Source organism: Phenylobacterium sp. (assembly GCF_044236515.1).
Lineage (GTDB): Bacteria > Pseudomonadota > Alphaproteobacteria > Caulobacterales > Caulobacteraceae > Phenylobacterium.
The window spans coordinates 19,120-35,449 of the sequence record NZ_JBIIGK010000011.1 but is presented as its reverse complement, the minus strand read 5'-3'; the positions used below and the strand labels follow the sequence as shown (position 1 = coordinate 35,449).

Sequence of the window (16,330 nt, the reverse complement as noted above, 5' to 3'; positions counted from 1 at the left end):
CCCGCAGCAGGGCGCGCGCGGAGGGGACGTCGTCGGAGGGAGCCTGCGCCATTTCCGGAACCTGCCTTGCGGGCTGCTGCGCCGCAACATCGTTGACGCGCAATCCCATGCGCCCTAAGTGCGCCCCATCCTGGGCTGGAGAAGGGCTCCCCCGATGCGTGCGCGACGAAACACCCGTCACTGACGACGCCCGCTTCCCGTGGCCGACGCGGCCGCGCATCCCTTCTTCCCTCGACCCCAGCACCCAGGCCGATGCCCGACGACCTTTCCTTCAAGCTCACCTACGCGCCAGAACGGCCGGAAGACGCCCCGCTCGCCGAGGCGCTCGTCGACCGCGCCTTCGGCCCCGGCCGCTTCGTGAAATCCTCCGAACGGGTCCGCGAGATCGCGCAGTTCGCGCCGGAGCTTTCCGTCTGCGCCTTCGACGGCGGCGTGCTGGTGGGAACGGTCCGCCTGTGGCGCGTCCGCATCGGCGACCAGCCCGTCGTCTTCCTCGGCCCGCTCGCGGTCGACCTCGACCAGCGCAGCGCCGGCGTCGGCGCCGTGATGGTCCAGAGGGCCTGCGACGCCGCGAAGGCGGCCGGCGAGACCTGGGTGGTGCTGGTCGGCGACGAGCCCTACTTCGGGCGCTTCGGCTTCGCCGCCGCCCCGGCCGCCGCGGTCCGCCTGCCCGGTCCGGTCGATCAGCGCCGCGTCCTTGCCCTGCGCCTTCGCGACGAGGCCCCCGAGCCCGCAGGATCGTTCTCGCCGCTCTAGCACGCGCCCCGCTTGGCTGACCGCCGCCCCCGCCCTACCTTGCCGGGGCATGGCCGGAGTCGAGAGCAGCAAGGGACTGGAGGGAATCGCCGGCGCCGCCCGCGCGGCGGGTCGCGGACTGCCGCCGGTCCACCTGTGGAATCCCCCTCACTGCGGCGACATCGACATCGTCATCCGCCGCGACGGGACCTGGTTCCATGAGGGCAGCCCGATCGGGCGCGAGGCCCTCGTCCGCCTGTTCTCGACCATCCTGCGCAAGGATCCGGACGGCGTCTGCCTGGTCACCCCCGTCGAGAAGCTGCGGATCCAGGTCGAGGACGCGCCCTTCGTGGCCGTGCGGGCCGACCGGGTGGGCGAGACCCTGACCTTCACCACCAATGTCGGCGACGTCGTCGAGGCCGGCCCAGACCACCCGATCCGCGTCGAGACCGGCGAGGGCGGTGAGCCGCGCCCCTACGTCCATGTTCGCGGCGGCCTCGAGGCGCTGATCGCCCGGCCTGTCTTTTACGAGCTCGTCGAATTGGCGCAGGAACGCGACACCCCCGGCGGCCCGACGCTTGGCCTGACCTCCAACGGCGCCTTCTTCCCGATCGCGCCGGCCGGGGCTCATCGCGGATGAGCCAGGACCTGCGGAGTTGGATTCGCCGCCACCTCGACCCGCTGGAAGTCCGTGAACCGACCGCGACGCCGCGCGCCGAGTTCGACCCGGCCATGGGCGTGCCGCCGGACGCCGGGACCTTCGTGCCCGCCGCCGTCCTCATCGGCCTGGTCGAGCGTCCCGAGGGTCTTTCCGTGCTGCTCACCCGCCGGGCCGACACCCTTCGCAAGCACACCGGCCAGATCGCTCTGCCCGGCGGCCGCCAGGATCCGGGCGAGACCCCCTGGGAGACGGCGCTGCGCGAGGCCGAGGAGGAGATCGGCCTGCATCCGCGGTTCGTCACCCTGGCCGGCCTGTCGAGCCCGTTCTGGACCGGCACCGGCTACCTGATCCATCCTGTGGTCGGCTTCGTCTCGCCGGACGCCCCGCTCGCCGCCAATCCGGACGAGGTCGCCGACATCTTCGAGACGCCGTTCGGCTTCCTGATGGATCCCGCCAACCATGAGCAGCAGGAGCGCGAACTGCCGAACGGCCAGCGGTTCCGCTTCTACGCAATGACGCATGAGAACCGGGTGATCTGGGGCGCGACGGCCGGCGTCCTGCGCGCCCTCTACCTGCGCCTCTACGGCGCGGCGGTCGCCTGAATGGTCGACAGCATCGGCCAGCCCGACTGGATGACCGATCCCGCGGCTGTCGCGGTCCTCGGAGCGCTGGAAGCGGCCGGCGGACCGGACTGCGCCCGGTTCGTCGGCGGCTGCGTCCGCAACGCCGTGATCGGCCGGCCCATCAGCGACGTCGATATCGCCACCGTCCTGACCCCCGACGCGGTCGCCGGCGCCCTGCAGTCCGCCGGGCTGCGCGCCGTCCCGACCGGTGTCGAGCACGGCACCGTCACGGCCATCGCCGATCACCGGCCGTTCGAGGTCACCACCCTGCGCCGCGACGTCGAGACCGACGGCCGCCGGGCCGTCGTCGCCTTCACCACCGACTGGGCCGAGGACGCTCAGCGCCGCGACTTCACCCTCAACGCCCTCTACGCGCGGCGCGACGGAAGCCTCTACGACCCGACCGGCCGCGGCGTCGACGACGCCCTGGCTGGCCGCATCGTCTTCGTCGGCGACGCGGCCATGCGCCTGCGCGAGGACCACCTGCGGTCGCTGCGGTTCTTCCGCTTCCTGGCCTGGTACGGGGCCGGCGAGCCGGACGGCGAGGCCCTCGCCGCCATCGCCGCCCTCGCGCCCGCCACGGCGGGGCTCGCCGCCGAGCGTGTCCAGGCCGAGCTGCTGAAGCTGCTGGCGGCGCCCGACCCGCGGGCGGCGCTCCGCCTGATGGCCGAATCCGGCGTCCTCGCTGTCGTCGCGCCCGAGGCCACCGATCTCGAACGACTCGACCGGCTGGTCGCCGAGGCCGGTCCGGCCGACCCGCTTCTGCGCCTCGCCGCCCTGGTGTCCGGCGGCCCGGACGCCGGTCTCGCGTTTGCCCGGCGCCTGCGCCTGTCCAACGCCGCCCGCGACCGCCTGGCGGCCGCGCTCGGGCCGCTCCCGGACGACGGTCGCGCCGGAATCTACCGGCTCGGCGCTGTCGCCTTTGCCGACCGCGCGCGGCTGGCCTTCGCCGGGCCGGAAGTCGTCGCTCTCGCCGAGCAGTGGACGGCGCCGACCTTCCCGCTCGGCGGGGACGACGCGATCCAGGCCGGCCTGCCCAGGGGACCCCAGGTCGGCGAGGCCTTGCGCGCCGTCGAGGCGTGGTGGATCGAACAGGGCTTCCCGCCGCGCGAGGCGGCCGAAGCGAAGCTGCAATCGGTGGTGCGGGAGATGGCGCGGTGAAACTTGGCATCCTGAGGACCGGCACGCCGCCCGACGGGCTCGTCGCCGCGCACGGGACCTATCCCGACATGTTCGAGCGCCTGCTGGGGCCGCAGACCTACACCTACCGCACCTGGGCGGTGGACGCCGGCGAGTGGCCGGACGGTCGGGGCGCCGCCGACGCCTATCTGATCACCGGCTCGTCGGCCGGCGTCTACGACCCGGAGCCGTGGATCCCCGAGCTGATCGGCTTCCTGCAGGGCGTGCGCGGCAAGGTTCCGCTGCTCGGCGTCTGCTTCGGCCACCAGGTCATGGCCGAAGCCTTCGGCGGCAAGGTCGTCAAATCCCCCAAGGGCTGGGGCATCGGCGCCCACGACTACGAGGTCACCGGCCGCCAGCCGTGGATGGAGCCGGTTTCGGCCATCCGCCTTCCCGCCTCGCACCAGGACCAGGTTGTGGAGAAGCCGGCCGCCGCCGAAGTGATCGCCGCCAGCGACTTCACCCCGTTCGGCGCCCTCGCCTATCCGGACGACCGCGCCGCCTCGATCCAGCTCCACCCGGAGTTCGAACCGGCCTACGCCATTGACCTGATCGAGGCCCGCCGGGGAACGCGCTTCACGGACGACGAGGCCGACGCCGGCATCGCCACCTACAACGCCGCCGACGACCGCGTCCGGTTCGGCCGCTGGATGCGACGGTTCCTCGAAACCGCCTGACCGGCCGGCAACCGCCAAGCCGCGATGCGGGTTGAGCACGCATGATCCGTCCGATGACCCTCGCCTCGACCCGCGCCTGGCAAGCCCTGATCGTCCTGGCCAGCGCCGCCGCCGCCCTGGCGGTGGGCCTGACCTAGGCGACCTCGCTCACGTCGTCCGCCAGGCGACGGGGCGGAACGGCCCCACCACCAGCGTCCACATCAGCGCGCCGAGCAGGCAGATTCCGGCCGTGGCGGTCAGGGCGGCGTTGAAGTCGCCCGTGCGGTCGACCAGCACGCCGGTCAGGATCGAAGCCAGGATGCCGGCGAAGGTCGCAAAGCCGTTGGTGAGGCTCGTCCAGCGCCCCGTCGCCGTTGGGCCGGCCAGGGTCTGGATGAACGCCCATGCCCCCGAGTTGGCGCAGCCGAAGCCGAGGCCGGCCACCGCCAGCCAGACCTTGTAGGCCGGAGCCCCCGACACCAGGCACATCATCATTCCCGCCGCGGCGACCACGCAGCCGCCGGCCAGGGCCGCCTTGCGCACCAGGCCCGGCGCACGGCCGCGGCGGATCTGCATGTCGGTGATCGCCCCGGTCGCCAGCGAGCCGCAGGCGTCGGCGAGATAGTAGAGGGTGACCGCGAGGGTCATCTCGTCGGTCGACAGGCTGTGCGCCTCGGCGAGGTAGGTCGGCAGCCAGGTGATGGTGAAGTAGAGGAAGTAGGCGAGGCAGAACATGCCCAGGGTCGACCCCCAGAACGCCCGCTGGCGTACGATCCGCGCCAGCGGCGGCGGCGGGCCGACGTCGGCGATCTGGCCCGGGCCGCGCGGCATCCAGCGCAGCCATAGCGGCAGCCACAGGAGGCTGATCAGGCCGATGGCGACGAACACCGCCCGCCAGCCGTAACTGGCGATCAGCAGGGCCTCGAAGCTGTGGACCGCCCCCGTCATGGCGGTGGCCAGCGACCAGACCAGGAAGCCGCCGGCCAGCACATAGCCGGGCCGGAACCGGTCGATGAACGGCACGCCGGCGAAGAGCCCCACCGTGTAGGCCCAGAAGAAGCCGGAGAACAGCAGCCCGAGCTGCGAGGCGCTGAGGCCGAACTCGGTCATCACCACCGGCGCGGCGATCGACAGGCTGCCGCGGTCGACGTAGCCGATCAGCAGGGCGGCGGCGATCAGGAACACCGGGATCATCATTCCCGGCGTCGAGGCCGAAGACGTCCGCGTCGCCTCAGCCATAGACCTGCTCCGCCAGCTCGCGCGACAGCACGCCGTTGGCGAGGTCGGCGGCGATCAGCTCCCGCCGCCGGACCTTGGGATCGCCGTAGCCGGCCCCGCCGCCGAACGCGAACCGCACCTGGTCGCCGCGGCGCAGGGTCATGCTGCCCTTCGACCGCATGGGGATCACCTCGCCGCCGCGCACGATCTCGCAGCCGCCGAGACTTCCCGGCGTTCCGCCGAACAGGCCGTCGGGGGCCAGGCGGAAGCGGTCGGCGTAGACCGACAGCTCGACGTCGTCGGCCAGCACCTCGTACTCGCGCACGAAGCCGAGGCCGCCGCGATACTCGCCATGCCCGCAGCTGTCGGGCAGCAGGGCGTAGCGGGTGACCCGGAACATCTCGAATTCCATGTCGAGCGACTCGATCGGGGTGTTCGAGCAGTTGGAGAGCGGCGCATCCACCGCGTCACAGCCGTCCCGGTGCGACGAGGCCCCGAAGCCGCCGCCGAACACCTCCAGGCTGACCTGGTAGCCCTGCGGCGCAAGGCGCGAGAAACAGAGGATGCTGGCGGTGTCGAAACCGATCGCGGTGACCTTGTCCGGCGCCGCCTGGGCCAGGGCCTTCATCACCGCGTTGTGGGCCCTGTAGCAGGCCTCCATCCGGGCCCGCACCGGGGCTGGATAGCGCGGATTGAGCAGGGTGCCCGGCGGAACCTTGACCGAGATCGGCTGGATCGCCCCTTGATTGAACGGGATGTCGGGGCTGGTCAGCACCGCCTTGACGCAGCACAGGGCCGCCGACACCGACGAGGCCAGCGGCGCATTCAGGTTCCGCTGCACCTGCGGGCAACTGCCTTCGAAATCGATCTCGATGCTGTCGCCGGCGATGACCACCTTGGCCTTGATGACCAGGGGCTCGTCGCTGACCCCGTCGTCGTCCAGCGCGTCCTCGCCGTAGTAGACGCCGTCCGGCGCCGCCGAGATCGCCGCCCGGATCCGCCGCTCCGAGTAGTCCAGCAGCTCGCTCATCGTCGCCACGACCGTCTCGGCCCCGTACTTGGCGCACAGCTGCTGCACCCGGGCGATGCCGATGGCGTTGGCGGCCATCTGGCCTTCCAGGTCGCCGATGGTCTGGTGCGGCACACGGATGTTGGCGCGGATGATCCGCTCGAGCGGCCCGCCGTTCCAGTCCCGCTTCATGTTGAACTTGGTCGGCGGGATGATCAGCCCCTCCTGGTGCACGTCCGTCGCCTCGGAGTTCAGGCCGGCGCTGCCGCCGCCGAGGTCGAGGTGGTGCGCCGTCGTGGCGCTGAAGCCGATCAGCTGCTTCTCGAAGAAGATCGGGTGGAAGATGAAGACGTCCTGCAGGTGCTGGCCGCCGTTGAAGGGGTCGTTGTTGACGAAGAAGTCCCCTTCCTCGAGCTCGTCGAGCGGATAGAGCTCCGCGCAGGGGGCGAAGGTCGCGGCCATCGAGCCGAGCTGGATCGGGATCAGCTCGGCCTGGGCGACGACGTTGCCCCGCCGGTCGAGCAGGGCGGCCGAACAGTCCCGCGCCTCGCGGACGATCGTCGAATAGGCGGACTGGATCAGTTTGGCGCCCATCTCCCGCGAGGTCGCCAGCAGCGCCTGGGTGATCACCGCATAGTCGGTCAGGTCGAGCTTCATGGTCACGCCTTGCGCAGTATGAAGTTGCTGTTGGCGTCGATCGCCCCGGTCCAGCCGGCCGGCACGTAGGTCGTCGAGGTGTAGCTCTCGACCAGGGCCGGGCCGGTCACCGTCCTCCCGTCGGCAAGATCGGTCGAGGGGATCACGGCGCAGTCCTGGGTCCGCTTGGCCTCGAAGATCTCGACCGTCCGCGCAGTCCCGAGATCGCCGGTGCGCGGCTCCACGATCACCGGCATGTCCTCCAGCGGCCGCACGATCGCCAGGCGGAAGGCGACGATCTCGACCGGCCGGTCCGATCCCGCGCCGTGGAAGAATATCCGCTGGTGGGCCTCGGAAAACGCCCGCAACAGGTCCGCGGCGGTCAGGGTCGCCAGCGCCGCGGTCGGCACTTCGACGGGCACCTCGAAGGCCTGGCCGACGAACCGCATGTCGGCAGTCAGGGAGAACGAGAGCTCGCCGTCCAGCGACAGTTCGCGGAATTCCGCCTCGGCCCGCGCCTTGAGGTCGGCGAAGACGCTCCGCACCATGTCCGGCGCGGCCGCGTCGACCCGCCCGCGGCGGGTGATGCTATAGATCTTCGTGTAGTCGGCGGCGAGCAGACCGAACGCCGACAGCACCCCCGGGTTGGGCGGCACCAGGATGGTCGGAATGCCGAGCTCCTCGGCGATCTGCGCGGCCCCGAGCGGCCCGGCCCCGCCGTAGGGCGCCAGGATATAGTCCCGCGGATCGCGGCCGCGCTCGGTCGACATCAGCTGGATGGCCCGGACGATGTTGGCGTTGGCCAGCCGCACGGCGTTGTCCGCCAGTTCCTCGACGCTGAGGCCGAGCTTCTCCGCCAGCGGCCGGAACACCGCCCGCGCCGCCTCGCGGTCGATCCGCATCGAGCCGCCCAGGAACGCCTCGGGCCGGATGACCCCGCGCACCACGTGGGCGTCGGTGATGGTCGGCCGGTCGCCGCCGCGCCCGTAACAGGCCGGGCCCGGGTCGGCGCCGGCGCTCTCCGGCCCGACGCGCAGCATGCCGCCGTCGTCGCACCACACGATGCTGCCGCCGCCGGCCCCGACGGTGGCGATGTCGAGCACCGGCGTGCGCACGGGCAGGCCGTCGATTTCGGTCTCCGCCGCCAGGTGCGGCCGGCCGTCGGCCACCACGCAGACGTCCGTCGAGGTGCCGCCCATGTCGAAGGTGATCAGGTTGGAAAAGCCCGACCGCGCGGCCTGCCGGACCGCTCCTATGACCCCGGCCGCCGGCCCGGAGAACAGAGCGGTGATGGCGTTCTGGCGCATCCCCTCGGCCGGCAACCGTCCGCCGTTCGACTGCATGACGCTGAAGCGGCCGCGGAAGCCGCCGCCTTCCAGCTTGTCGGTGAACCGCTGCAGGTAGCCGTCGATCACCGGCTGCACATAGGCCGACAACGACGTCGTCGAGGCGCGTTCGTACTCGCGGAATTCGCGGCTGACCTCGTGGGAACAGGTGATCAAAACGCCGGGCAGGGCCTGCGCCAACAGCCCGGCGAGCCGCACTTCCTGCTCCGGGTTGACGTAAGCGCCGATCAGGCAGATCGCGACGATCTCGTAGTCGCCGGCCCGCAGGTCCGGGATCAGCGCCGCGCCGACCTCCGCTTCATCCAGCGCATCGACCACGGCGCCGTCGGCGCCGATCCGCCCGCCGACCTCGAAGCAGTCGCGGCGCTCCACCACCGGCTTCGGCTTGACGTAGGCCAGGTCATAGATCTGCCGCCGATCCTGCCTTTGCAGCAGCAGCAGGTCGCGGAACCCACGGCTGGTGACAAAGGCGACGCGGGCGCCCTTGCGCTCCAGCACGGCGTTGGTCGCCACCGTCGAGGCGTGCGACAGTTGACGGCGGGCAGCTCGATACCGGCCGCATCAAGGGCGTTCAGCGCCCCGATGTCCGGGCTGCGCGGCGTGCTCAGGACCTTCTTGATCCGGATTTCGCCCCCGTCGATCGCGATGAGGTCGGTGAACGTCCCGCCGACCTCGATACCCACTCGCATGCCCGTCTCCGCCCGCTTCCCGGATTGGCCGATCTTCGCCGGCCTTCCTGCGTCTTGACCGCGCAACCGCGCAGCCGACAAAGAACGTGGCAATTTGAGGCCGCGCGCAAGTCCCCGCGTCAGGCCGCCGACGCCGCGCCCGGCCGCTAGCGGTCGATGGCGAGCTCGAACCGGTGGATGTCGGCGCCGAGGGTGACGCTGATCTGCAGCGTCGTCGCCGCCTTAGGCAGAGCCGCCAGCGTCAGCCCAGTCCAGCCTCCGGCGCCGGGCGCAAGGACGACGCGGCGGAAACCGGCGGTCTCGGCCCGCGTCGACGCCGCCTCCGCCGCCGCCAGCCGCCGGTTCGCTTCGGCCAGCACCTGCGCCTTCGAGCCCTTCGGCGGGTTGGGATCTTCCAGGTAACGACCGTCCGGCAGGGCCACATAGGCCGCCCGCGCCGCGGCGCCCCCGAGAACGCCGGGCTGCGCCATGGCGCTGATGTGCGATTGCGCCAGGAGCTTCATGTCGCGCGCCGCGGCCTTCAGCTCCTCCACGGAATAGACGCGCACCAACTTGTCCCCGGCCTGGACGACAAGGTCGCCGGCGTTCAGGCGGATGGTCTCGGACCCGGAGTTCTGCAGCGCCAGCAGAAAGTCCGCCGACCCATTCTCGTCCAACCTCACGCTCTGGACCACCAGCGCTGCGGTCGTGCTCCGCGCTTCTGACTGAATCGCCGGCCGCTCCGAATGCTCGCGAAGCACCTGCCCCGCCCGCGGCTTGCCGGTCAGCGAGAGCGTCGCCGCGGCCGCCGGCGACGCTGCGAGCAGCGCCGCCATCATCACCGCCGCCAGCCTGGCCATGAGTTCTCCAATCCGTCTCGACGGACCGGTTGTAGCACAAAGCAAAGCTTCGAAAGGCTGAGGGCTGAACGCTCCGCCGCCTCAGGCCCCGAAGATCCACCCCGTCGGAAGGCTCGCAGCCTGCACGCCGACGAGCACCAGCGCCTGGCCGCCGCCCAGGTCGATCACCGTGTCGGCGCCCGTCTGGCTGACCGAATAGGTCGTCCCCGCGAGCAACTGCACCCGGTCGCCCTCGGCGGCGCTGAAGTCGCTGACCCGGTCGTAGCCGGACGCGTTCCAGGCGTGGAAGGTGTCGGCCCCGGCTCCGCCGGCCAGGATGTCGTCGCCGCGATCGCCCGACAGCCAGTCGTCCCCCTCGCCGCCCCGCACCCAGTCGTCGCCCTGGCCGCCGCGTACGATGTCGGCGCCGGCCCCGCCGTCCTGGGTGTCGTCGCCCATGTTGCCGTAGACGATGTCGGCCCCGCTCTCGCCGAACAGGGTGTCGTGGTCCTTGCCGCCGACCACCCAGTCGTCGCCGTCGCCGCCGCGGACGGTGTCGTTCCCCTCGTTGCCGTGAGCGTCGTCAAAGCCGAGGCCGCCGGAGATCGAGTCCGCGCCGGCTCCGCCGCGCAGATAGTTGGCGCCGGCCACGTCGCTGATGGTGTCGTTCCCGTCGTCGCCAAACACCCGGTCGTCGCCGCCGACGACCACGCCGCCGATCATCGCCACGTGCTGGTCGCCGATCAGCCGGTCGTCGCCGGCCCCGCCGTGGATCTCGTCGCCGCTGATGTCGCCGCTGACGATCTCGTCGGCGCCGGCTCCGCCGATCACCGTGCCGCCGGAGAACTGGACCCGCTCGACGTTGCGCACGACCAGCGCCTGGCCCTCGTCGACGTCCAGCTTCAGGGTGAAGCGCGCCGCCTCCGGGTCGTCGTAGAAGCGGGTGAACGACAGGGTGTCGCGACCGGCCCCGCCATCGATCACGGTGTGGAAGCCGTCGCTGTAGAGGGTGAAGCCGATCTGGTCGTCGCCGGCCCCGCCGTCGATCGTCGCCACGTTGCCGGTCGCGCCGGCCGGTTGCAGCCACGGCGGCTCGCGCTCGATGAAGTCGTTGCCGTCGCCGCCCGACGCCAGCAGGTCCAGCCGGTCGTAGAACACCTGGTCGTCGCCATCGTCGCCGTGGACGCGATCGGCGCCGGCCCCGCCATGCACCACGTCGCGATCGGCGCCGCCGTGGACCACGTCGGCCCCCGCCCCGCCGCTCAGGCTGTCGAGGCCCGCGCCGCCGTCGAGGGTGTCGTCACCGCCGGGGCCGGCCGCCGTGTCATCGCGCACGCCGTCGCCGAACAGGGTGTCCCAGCCGTCGCCGCCGTCGAGCCGGTCGCCGCCCGCGCCGCCCACCAGGTAGTCGTCGCCTCCCCGCGCGGCCAGGCTGTCGTCGCCGGCCTCGCCGAACAGGATCTGGCCGATGTCGGTCCCCGCCAGGGTGTCGCCGAACCGCGAGCCGCGCAGGTCCTCCACCCCCACGAAGCGGTCGAGACCTTCGCCGGTGTCCTGCGCGGCGCTGATCGCCAGGTCGACGCGCACCGCGCCGGCGGCGTCTCGGAAACTCGCCTCGTCCTGGTGGATCCCGAGGCCGTCGGCGCTGGTGTAGAAATCACCGCCCGCGCCTTCGTAGACGTCATCGCCCGCCCCGCCGACGAGGAGGTCGGCGTGCTCGTCGCCACGCAGGATGTCATTGCCTGCGCCGCCCTCCAGGGTGTCCATTCCCCAGCCGCCGTCCAGGGTGTCGTGCCCGCCGAGGCCCTGCAGCAGGTCGTCGTTCCAGGCCGTGCCGCCGCCCGACAGGGAGTCGTCGCCGGCGGTTCCGGTGAAGGTGGGCATCGTCATCTACTCCAAGGGCTCCGGGACGCGGCGGCTCAGATCTGGACGATCCAGCCGCGCAGCAGCGACCAGGTCTGGGTGTTCAGCAGGATCAGCTGGTCGCCGCCGCCCAGGTCGACGACGGCGTCGGCGCCGACCTGATTGAGGGTGTAGGACGTGCCGGCGAAGACCATCACCCGGTCGCCGGCCGCGAGGTCGAAGTCGGTGACGCGGTCGGTCCCGGCGCCCGCGAAGACATGGAAGGTGTCGGCCCCGGCCCCGCCGGTGACGGTGTCGGTTCCGCGATCGCCGGACATCCAGTCGTCGCCCTCGCCGCCGGACAGGCGATCGTCGCCCTGGCCGCCGCGCACCACGTCGCCGCCCGCGCCGCCTTCCTGGGTATCCGAGCCCATGTTGCCGTAGACGATGTCGCCGCCGGCGTCGCCATAGAGCCAGTCGTCGTCCTTGCCGCCGACCACCCAGTCGTCACCGTCGCCGCCGCGGACCGTGTCGTCGCCCTCGTTGCCGTGGGCGTCGTCGAAGGCCGTGCCGCCGGAAATCGAGTCCGCGCCTGTTCCGCCGCGCAGATAGTTCGCGCCGCTCAGGCTGCTGATCGTGTCGTCGCCGGCGTCGCCGAACACCATGTCGTTGCCGTCGGTCAGCCTGAAGATGTCGGCGCCGCCGGCCTTGAGCACGTCATTGCCGGCCCCGCCGTGGAGTTCGTCGTGCGAGCCGCCCCCGGTCATGGTCTCGGCCCCGGCCGCGCCCCACACCCGGACCGGCGCGGAGTTGGCTTCCACCGCCTCGATGCTGGTCGCCAGCAGCACGGCGCCGTCGTGCGCCTGATCCAGCCAGATCTCCGTCACCGCCTGCCCCGAGGTGTAGGGCCCATAGACGATCAGCTTGTCGGCCCCCGCGCCGCCCTGGACCAGCAGGCGCTCGCCCGCCAGCCCGCTTATCGCGATGGTGTCGTCGCCTGCCCCGGCCACGACCTCGGCGAGCCGCCAGCCGGTCGGCGTCGGGGCGTTCTCGACCGGCCCATTGACCTGCAGGCTGTCGTTCCCGTCGCCGCCGTCGATCTCCAGGTCGAAGATGTAGCCGTTGAGCGAGTCGTTCCCGTCGCCGCCCAGCAGCCGAACGCCGCCGCCGAAAGCGCTGCCCAGTCCGTCGTTGTCGGCGCCGCCGACCAAGGTGTCGAGAGCGCCGGCCGCGAACAGCCGGTCGTTGCCGAGGCCGCCGGTCAGCAGGTTGCCGCCCGCGTCGCCCTCCAACCCGCCCATCCGATCGCCGGCGAACAGGTAGTCGTCGCCGTCGGCGCCGGTCAGGGTGTCCGCCCCCGCGCCGCCGATCAGCTGATCGCCGGCGCCGCGGGCCGTCAGGCGGTCGTTTCCGGCCGCGCCGGTCAGTTCCTCGCGGCCGGCGCCGCCCGCCAGGGTGTCGCCGAGCGGCGTGCCCATGACCCGTTCGATGTTGCGCAGGGTATCGGTGCCATAGCCGGTGGACTGCGGGCCCAACAGGGACAGGTCGACGGTCAGCGCCGTCGGCCCGCCCTCGGCGGTGAACAGGTCGCCATAGATCGACAGCATCCAGGTGGAATCGCTCGGCGTGGTCTCGCCGCCGGTTCCGCCGTCGATCAGGTCGTCGGACGAGCTGGCCCACAGGACGTCAGCACCTGCGCCACCCAATTGGGTGTCGTTCCCCTGGTCGCCGAGCAGGGTGTCGGCCTCCGCGCCGCCCTCCAGCCAGTCGTCGCCCAGGCCGCCGCGCAGATAGTCCTGGCCGGCGCCGCCAACCAGGGTGTCGGCGCCGTCCAGCCCCTGCAGGACGTCGTGGCCGTCGAGGCCCTCCAGCCGATCATCCTCGCCGCCGCCGTCCAGGCGGTCGTCGCCGGCCGTTCCCGTGTAGAGCGCCATGCCTCGCGTCCGTTCCGATCAACCTGCGGACGCGCAGGCGCCCCTCCAAACGCGGGGGGAGATAAGGCCGGATTTCGGCGACACAAGGGCGCGGCTTGGCCGTAAACCCCTGGACGCTCAGGACTATTCCGCGGCCGCGGCTACGGCCAGCGGACCAGCGGCGGCATCGACGACAGGATGCTCTCGATGTTGCCGCCGGTCTTGAGGCCGAACATCGTGCCCTTGTCGTAGAGCAGGTTGAACTCGACGTAGCGGCCGCGGCGGACCAGCTGTTCCTCACGGTCAGCCTCGGTCCAGGGCTCGTGCATCCGGTGACGGGCGATCTTCGGATAGACGTCGAGGAAGGCCTCGCCGACATCGCGGGTGAAGGCGAAATCGCGTTCGAAATCGCCGCTGTCGTGATGGTCGTAGAAGATGCCGCCGACGCCGCGCGGCTCGTTCCGGTGCGGCAGGAAGAAGTACTCGTCGCAGCGGGCCTTGTAGTCCGGGTACCAGGCCGGGTCGTACTTGTCGCACGCCGCCTTGAGGCGCGCATGGAACAGCTTGGCGTCGTCCGCCTCCTGGCTGCGCTGCTCGTCGAGGGTGGGCGTCAGGTCGGCGCCGCCGCCGAACCAGCTGCGGGTGGTGGCGATGTAGCGGGTGTTCATGTGCACCGCCGGGACCCGCGGGTTCACCAGGTGGGCGATCAGGCTGATCCCGGTGGCCACGAACCGCGGGTCCTCCGCCGCCCCGGGCATCGCCGCCGCCATCTCCGGCGTGAACGTGCCGTGCACCAGGCTGATGTGGACCCCGACCTTCTCGAAGAACCGGCCGCCGCGCAGGAAGCCCATCACCCCGCCGCCGCCCGCCTCGCGCGTCCACGGCTTCAGTTCGAACCTGGCGGCCTCGCCGGGGTAGAGCTCGGCCGGCGCTTCGTCCTCCAGCCGTTCGAACTCGGCGCAGATGCGGTCGCGCAGGCTGTCGAACCAGGCGCGGGCGCGCGCCGACTTGTCATCGGGGATGCTCATGAGCGGCGGCTTAGCGCGCTTAGACGCTCTCCGCCAGCCAGCCGCGCAGGGCGCGCAGGAACGGCAGCGCCTCGCGGAATTCGCGCGGCGTGAAGCCCTCGCGCAGGGTGTCCATCTTCGGCCGCAGCGCCCGCATCGCCTCGCCGTAGAGCCGCCGGCCCTCGGCGCTCAGCCGCACCCGCTTGCGGCGGCCGTCCTCGGCGCAGTCCTCGACGCCGATCAGGCCGCCCGCCTCCAGCCGCTGCAGGGTGTTGGTCAGGCCGCTCTTGGTCATCTGCAGGGCGCCGGCGATCTGCGCCGGCGTGATGCCGTCGCCCCGCCGCGAGAGCAGGTTCAGGACCTCGAATTGCGGATAGTTCAATCCCGCCGGAAGCCGGGTGTTGATCGTCATCCGCACCAGGTGCTCGATCAGCCGGATCTCGTCGAAAACCTGGACGTCGGGATGATCCTCGGGTCCTGCCGCCACGTCTCGCCCTCCGTCCGCCGCCGGACGGTTCTAGACGGGCCCACAATCAAGTTCAAGATCGAACGACCCGCGCCTCTTCCAGGCCCTGACGCGCCAGGGCGTCGGCCCGCTCGTTCAGCTCGTGGCCCGCGTGGCCCTTGACCCAGCGCCAGTCGACCTCGTGCCGCAGCCGCGCCGCGTCGAGGCGCTTCCAGAGGTCGTCGTTCTTCACCGGCTTCTTGTCGGCGGTCAGCCAGCCGCGCTTCTTCCAGCCGTGGATCCACTCGCCGATGCCCTTCTGGACATACTGGCTGTCGGTATGCAGCTCGACCTTGCACGGGCGCGTCAGCGCCTCCAGCGCCTGGATGGCCGCCATCAGCTCCATGCGGTTGTTGGTCGTGGCCGGCTCGCCGCCCTTCAGCACCTTCTCCGTGTCGCCGTACTGCAGGATCGCGCCCCAGCCGCCGGGGCCCGGATTGCCGGAACAGGCCCCATCGGTGTGGATGATGACCTTGGGGGTCACGCCGCACTCCCGAACAGCACGAGGTCCGGCGAGGCGCGATGCACCGCCAGCTTGCGCTCGTACTCCAGCGGATCCTTCGGCCGCACCAGCGCCCCAGCCGGCGTCGCGCCCCAGGCCTGCAGCCGCGTCAGGAAGAACCGCATGGCCGCCCCGTGCGCCAGCACCGGCAGCGCCGCCCGCTCGGCGCCCGACAGCGGCCGGCGGCTCTCGTAGCCCGCCACCAGGGCCCGCGCCGCCGTGATGTTGAAGCTGCCGTCCGGCTCGAAGCACCAGGCGTTCAGCGCCACCGCCACGTCGTAGGCGTAGGCGTCATTGCAGGCAAAATAGAAGTCGATCGCGCCCGCGAACCTGGCCACCCCCTGGCCGCCGGCGAAGAACACGTTGTCTGGGAAATAGTCGGCGTGGATCACGCCCGCCGGCAGGTCCGTCGGCCAGCGCGCCGCCAGTCGTTCGAGGTCGGACCGGATTGTCGCCGCCAGCCCGGGCTTCAGCCCCTCGGCCTCCGCGACCAGCGGCGCGAACATCGGCGCCCAGGCCGCTTGGCCGAGGTCGTTCTCCCGCGCCAGCGCGAAGCCCTGGGCCGCCAGGTGCAGCCACGCCAGCCCCTCGCCGGCCTCCCGGCAGTGCGCCACGCTCGGCCGCCGCACCGACAGCCCGCTCAGGAAGGTGACGATGGCGCACGGCTTGCCGCGCACCCGCTTGAGGATCTCGCCCGCCCGGTCGGCGATCGGCGTCGCGCTCGGGAACCCGGCCTGCGCCACGTGGCGCATCAGCCCGAGGAAGAACGGCAGCTCCTCCTCGCGCACCCGCTTCTCGTAGACGGTCAGGAAATACCGCCCGGCTTCGGTCTCGAGGAGGAAGTTGGAGTTCTCCACCCCCTCCGCCACGCCCTTCAGGCTCGTCGCCGCGCCGATGTCGAAATCGGCGAGCAGCCCGGCCAGCTCCTCGTCGGTGATATCCGTATAGACCGCCATGCCTGCGCAGTGCGTGACGTCGCCGACGAGGTCAA

At 71.7% G+C, this 16,330-nt stretch carries 15 protein-coding genes and 1 pseudogene; 5 read left to right on the top strand and 11 right to left on the bottom strand.

What is annotated here, in order from left to right; translation table 11 throughout:
• The first annotated feature begins 252 nt into the window (after positions 1 to 252).
• From ACILRF_RS02455 to ACILRF_RS02435, 5 genes are read left to right on the top strand one after another with little or no spacing between them, the layout of a single operon-like run.
• Positions 253 to 756: a GNAT family N-acetyltransferase gene (locus tag ACILRF_RS02455; protein WP_395670680.1), complete on the top strand. Its 504-nt coding sequence runs from the start codon at positions 253 to 255 to the stop codon at positions 754 to 756.
• Between the two features lie 49 nt (positions 757 to 805).
• Positions 806 to 1,375: a DUF1285 domain-containing protein gene (locus ACILRF_RS02450; RefSeq protein ID WP_395670679.1), complete on the top strand. Its 570-nt coding sequence runs from the start codon at positions 806 to 808 to the stop codon at positions 1,373 to 1,375.
• Positions 1,372 to 1,998, top strand: coding sequence for an NUDIX hydrolase (locus ACILRF_RS02445; RefSeq protein ID WP_395670678.1), 627 nt, complete (start codon positions 1,372 to 1,374; stop codon positions 1,996 to 1,998). The genes ACILRF_RS02450 and ACILRF_RS02445 overlap by 4 nt, the downstream gene beginning before the upstream one ends.
• Complete coding sequence (locus ACILRF_RS02440; protein ID WP_395670677.1) at positions 1,999 to 3,180, top strand: CCA tRNA nucleotidyltransferase; 1,182 nt, start codon at positions 1,999 to 2,001, stop codon at positions 3,178 to 3,180.
• Positions 3,177 to 3,875 (top strand): glutamine amidotransferase-related protein, encoded by a 699-nt coding sequence (locus tag ACILRF_RS02435; protein ID WP_395670676.1) that lies wholly within the window; start codon positions 3,177 to 3,179, stop codon positions 3,873 to 3,875. The genes ACILRF_RS02440 and ACILRF_RS02435 overlap by 4 nt, the downstream gene beginning before the upstream one ends.
• A 147-nt stretch (positions 3,876 to 4,022) precedes the next feature.
• Here ACILRF_RS02435 and ACILRF_RS02430 read toward each other — a convergent pair whose 3' ends face one another.
• The 11 genes and pseudogenes from ACILRF_RS02430 to thrB form a co-directional block, all read right to left on the bottom strand.
• Positions 4,023 to 5,093, bottom strand: coding sequence for an MFS transporter (locus tag ACILRF_RS02430; RefSeq protein WP_395670675.1), 1,071 nt, complete (start codon positions 5,091 to 5,093; stop codon positions 4,023 to 4,025).
• Positions 5,086 to 6,738: a hydantoinase B/oxoprolinase family protein gene (locus ACILRF_RS02425; RefSeq protein ID WP_395670674.1), complete on the bottom strand. Its 1,653-nt coding sequence runs from the start codon at positions 6,736 to 6,738 to the stop codon at positions 5,086 to 5,088. The genes ACILRF_RS02430 and ACILRF_RS02425 overlap by 8 nt, the downstream gene beginning before the upstream one ends.
• Positions 6,739 to 6,740: 2 nt before the next feature.
• A complete protein-coding gene (locus ACILRF_RS02420) occupies positions 6,741 to 8,594 on the bottom strand; it encodes a hydantoinase/oxoprolinase family protein (RefSeq protein WP_395670681.1) in 1,854 nt (617 codons plus the stop codon).
• Positions 8,595 to 8,629: 35 nt separating this feature from the next.
• Positions 8,630 to 8,752, bottom strand: a pseudogene (locus ACILRF_RS02415) (hydantoinase/oxoprolinase N-terminal domain-containing protein); the annotation flags it as partial.
• A 146-nt stretch (positions 8,753 to 8,898) separates the two neighbouring features.
• Positions 8,899 to 9,591, bottom strand: a complete 693-nt coding sequence (locus tag ACILRF_RS02410; RefSeq protein WP_395670673.1) for a hypothetical protein — start codon at positions 9,589 to 9,591, stop codon at positions 8,899 to 8,901.
• A gap of 81 nt (positions 9,592 to 9,672) precedes the next feature.
• The gene (locus ACILRF_RS02405; RefSeq protein ID WP_395670672.1) at positions 9,673 to 11,454 is read right to left on the bottom strand and encodes a calcium-binding protein; all 1,782 of its coding nucleotides are present in this window, start codon (positions 11,452 to 11,454) and stop codon (positions 9,673 to 9,675) included.
• 35 nt (positions 11,455 to 11,489) lie between these two features.
• Positions 11,490 to 13,346 carry a calcium-binding protein gene (locus tag ACILRF_RS02400; protein WP_395670671.1) on the bottom strand — a complete coding sequence of 619 codons (1,857 nt, stop codon included), beginning with the start codon at positions 13,344 to 13,346 and terminating at the stop codon, positions 11,490 to 11,492.
• A 140-nt stretch (positions 13,347 to 13,486) separates the two neighbouring features.
• Positions 13,487 to 14,353 carry an oxygen-dependent coproporphyrinogen oxidase gene (gene hemF / locus ACILRF_RS02395; RefSeq protein WP_395670670.1) on the bottom strand — a complete coding sequence of 289 codons (867 nt, stop codon included), beginning with the start codon at positions 14,351 to 14,353 and terminating at the stop codon, positions 13,487 to 13,489.
• Positions 14,354 to 14,372: 19 nt separating this feature from the next.
• On the bottom strand, positions 14,373 to 14,819 hold the full coding sequence (locus ACILRF_RS02390; RefSeq protein ID WP_395670669.1) for a MarR family winged helix-turn-helix transcriptional regulator: 447 nt from the start codon (positions 14,817 to 14,819) through the stop codon (positions 14,373 to 14,375).
• Positions 14,820 to 14,871: 52 nt separating this feature from the next.
• Positions 14,872 to 15,321: a ribonuclease HI gene (gene rnhA, locus ACILRF_RS02385; protein WP_395670668.1), complete on the bottom strand. Its 450-nt coding sequence runs from the start codon at positions 15,319 to 15,321 to the stop codon at positions 14,872 to 14,874.
• The gene (gene thrB, locus ACILRF_RS02380; RefSeq protein ID WP_395670667.1) at positions 15,318 to 16,295 is read right to left on the bottom strand and encodes a homoserine kinase; all 978 of its coding nucleotides are present in this window, start codon (positions 16,293 to 16,295) and stop codon (positions 15,318 to 15,320) included. The genes rnhA and thrB overlap by 4 nt, the downstream gene beginning before the upstream one ends.
• Between the last annotated feature and the right edge of the window lie 35 nt (positions 16,296 to 16,330).

What these genes read in the sequence shown, in the direction of transcription:
- ACILRF_RS02455 (WP_395670680.1), top strand. Translation starts at nt 253, where the DNA reads ATGCCCGACGACCTTTCCTTCAAGCTCACCTACGCGCCAGAACGGCCG.
- ACILRF_RS02450 (WP_395670679.1), top strand. Translation starts at nt 806, where the DNA reads ATGGCCGGAGTCGAGAGCAGCAAGGGACTGGAGGGAATCGCCGGCGCC.
- ACILRF_RS02445 (WP_395670678.1), top strand. Translation starts at nt 1,372, where the DNA reads ATGAGCCAGGACCTGCGGAGTTGGATTCGCCGCCACCTCGACCCGCTG.
- ACILRF_RS02440 (WP_395670677.1), top strand. Translation starts at nt 1,999, where the DNA reads ATGGTCGACAGCATCGGCCAGCCCGACTGGATGACCGATCCCGCGGCT.
- ACILRF_RS02430 (WP_395670675.1), bottom strand. Translation starts at nt 5,093, where the DNA reads ATGGCTGAGGCGACGCGGACGTCTTCGGCCTCGACGCCGGGAATGATG.
- ACILRF_RS02425 (WP_395670674.1), bottom strand. Translation starts at nt 6,738, where the DNA reads ATGAAGCTCGACCTGACCGACTATGCGGTGATCACCCAGGCGCTGCTG.
- ACILRF_RS02410 (WP_395670673.1), bottom strand. Translation starts at nt 9,591, where the DNA reads ATGGCCAGGCTGGCGGCGGTGATGATGGCGGCGCTGCTCGCAGCGTCG.
- ACILRF_RS02405 (WP_395670672.1), bottom strand. Translation starts at nt 11,454, where the DNA reads ATGCCCACCTTCACCGGAACCGCCGGCGACGACTCCCTGTCGGGCGGC.
- ACILRF_RS02400 (WP_395670671.1), bottom strand. Translation starts at nt 13,346, where the DNA reads ATGGCGCTCTACACGGGAACGGCCGGCGACGACCGCCTGGACGGCGGC.
- hemF (WP_395670670.1), bottom strand. Translation starts at nt 14,353, where the DNA reads ATGAGCATCCCCGATGACAAGTCGGCGCGCGCCCGCGCCTGGTTCGAC.
- thrB (WP_395670667.1), bottom strand. Translation starts at nt 16,295, where the DNA reads ATGGCGGTCTATACGGATATCACCGACGAGGAGCTGGCCGGGCTGCTC.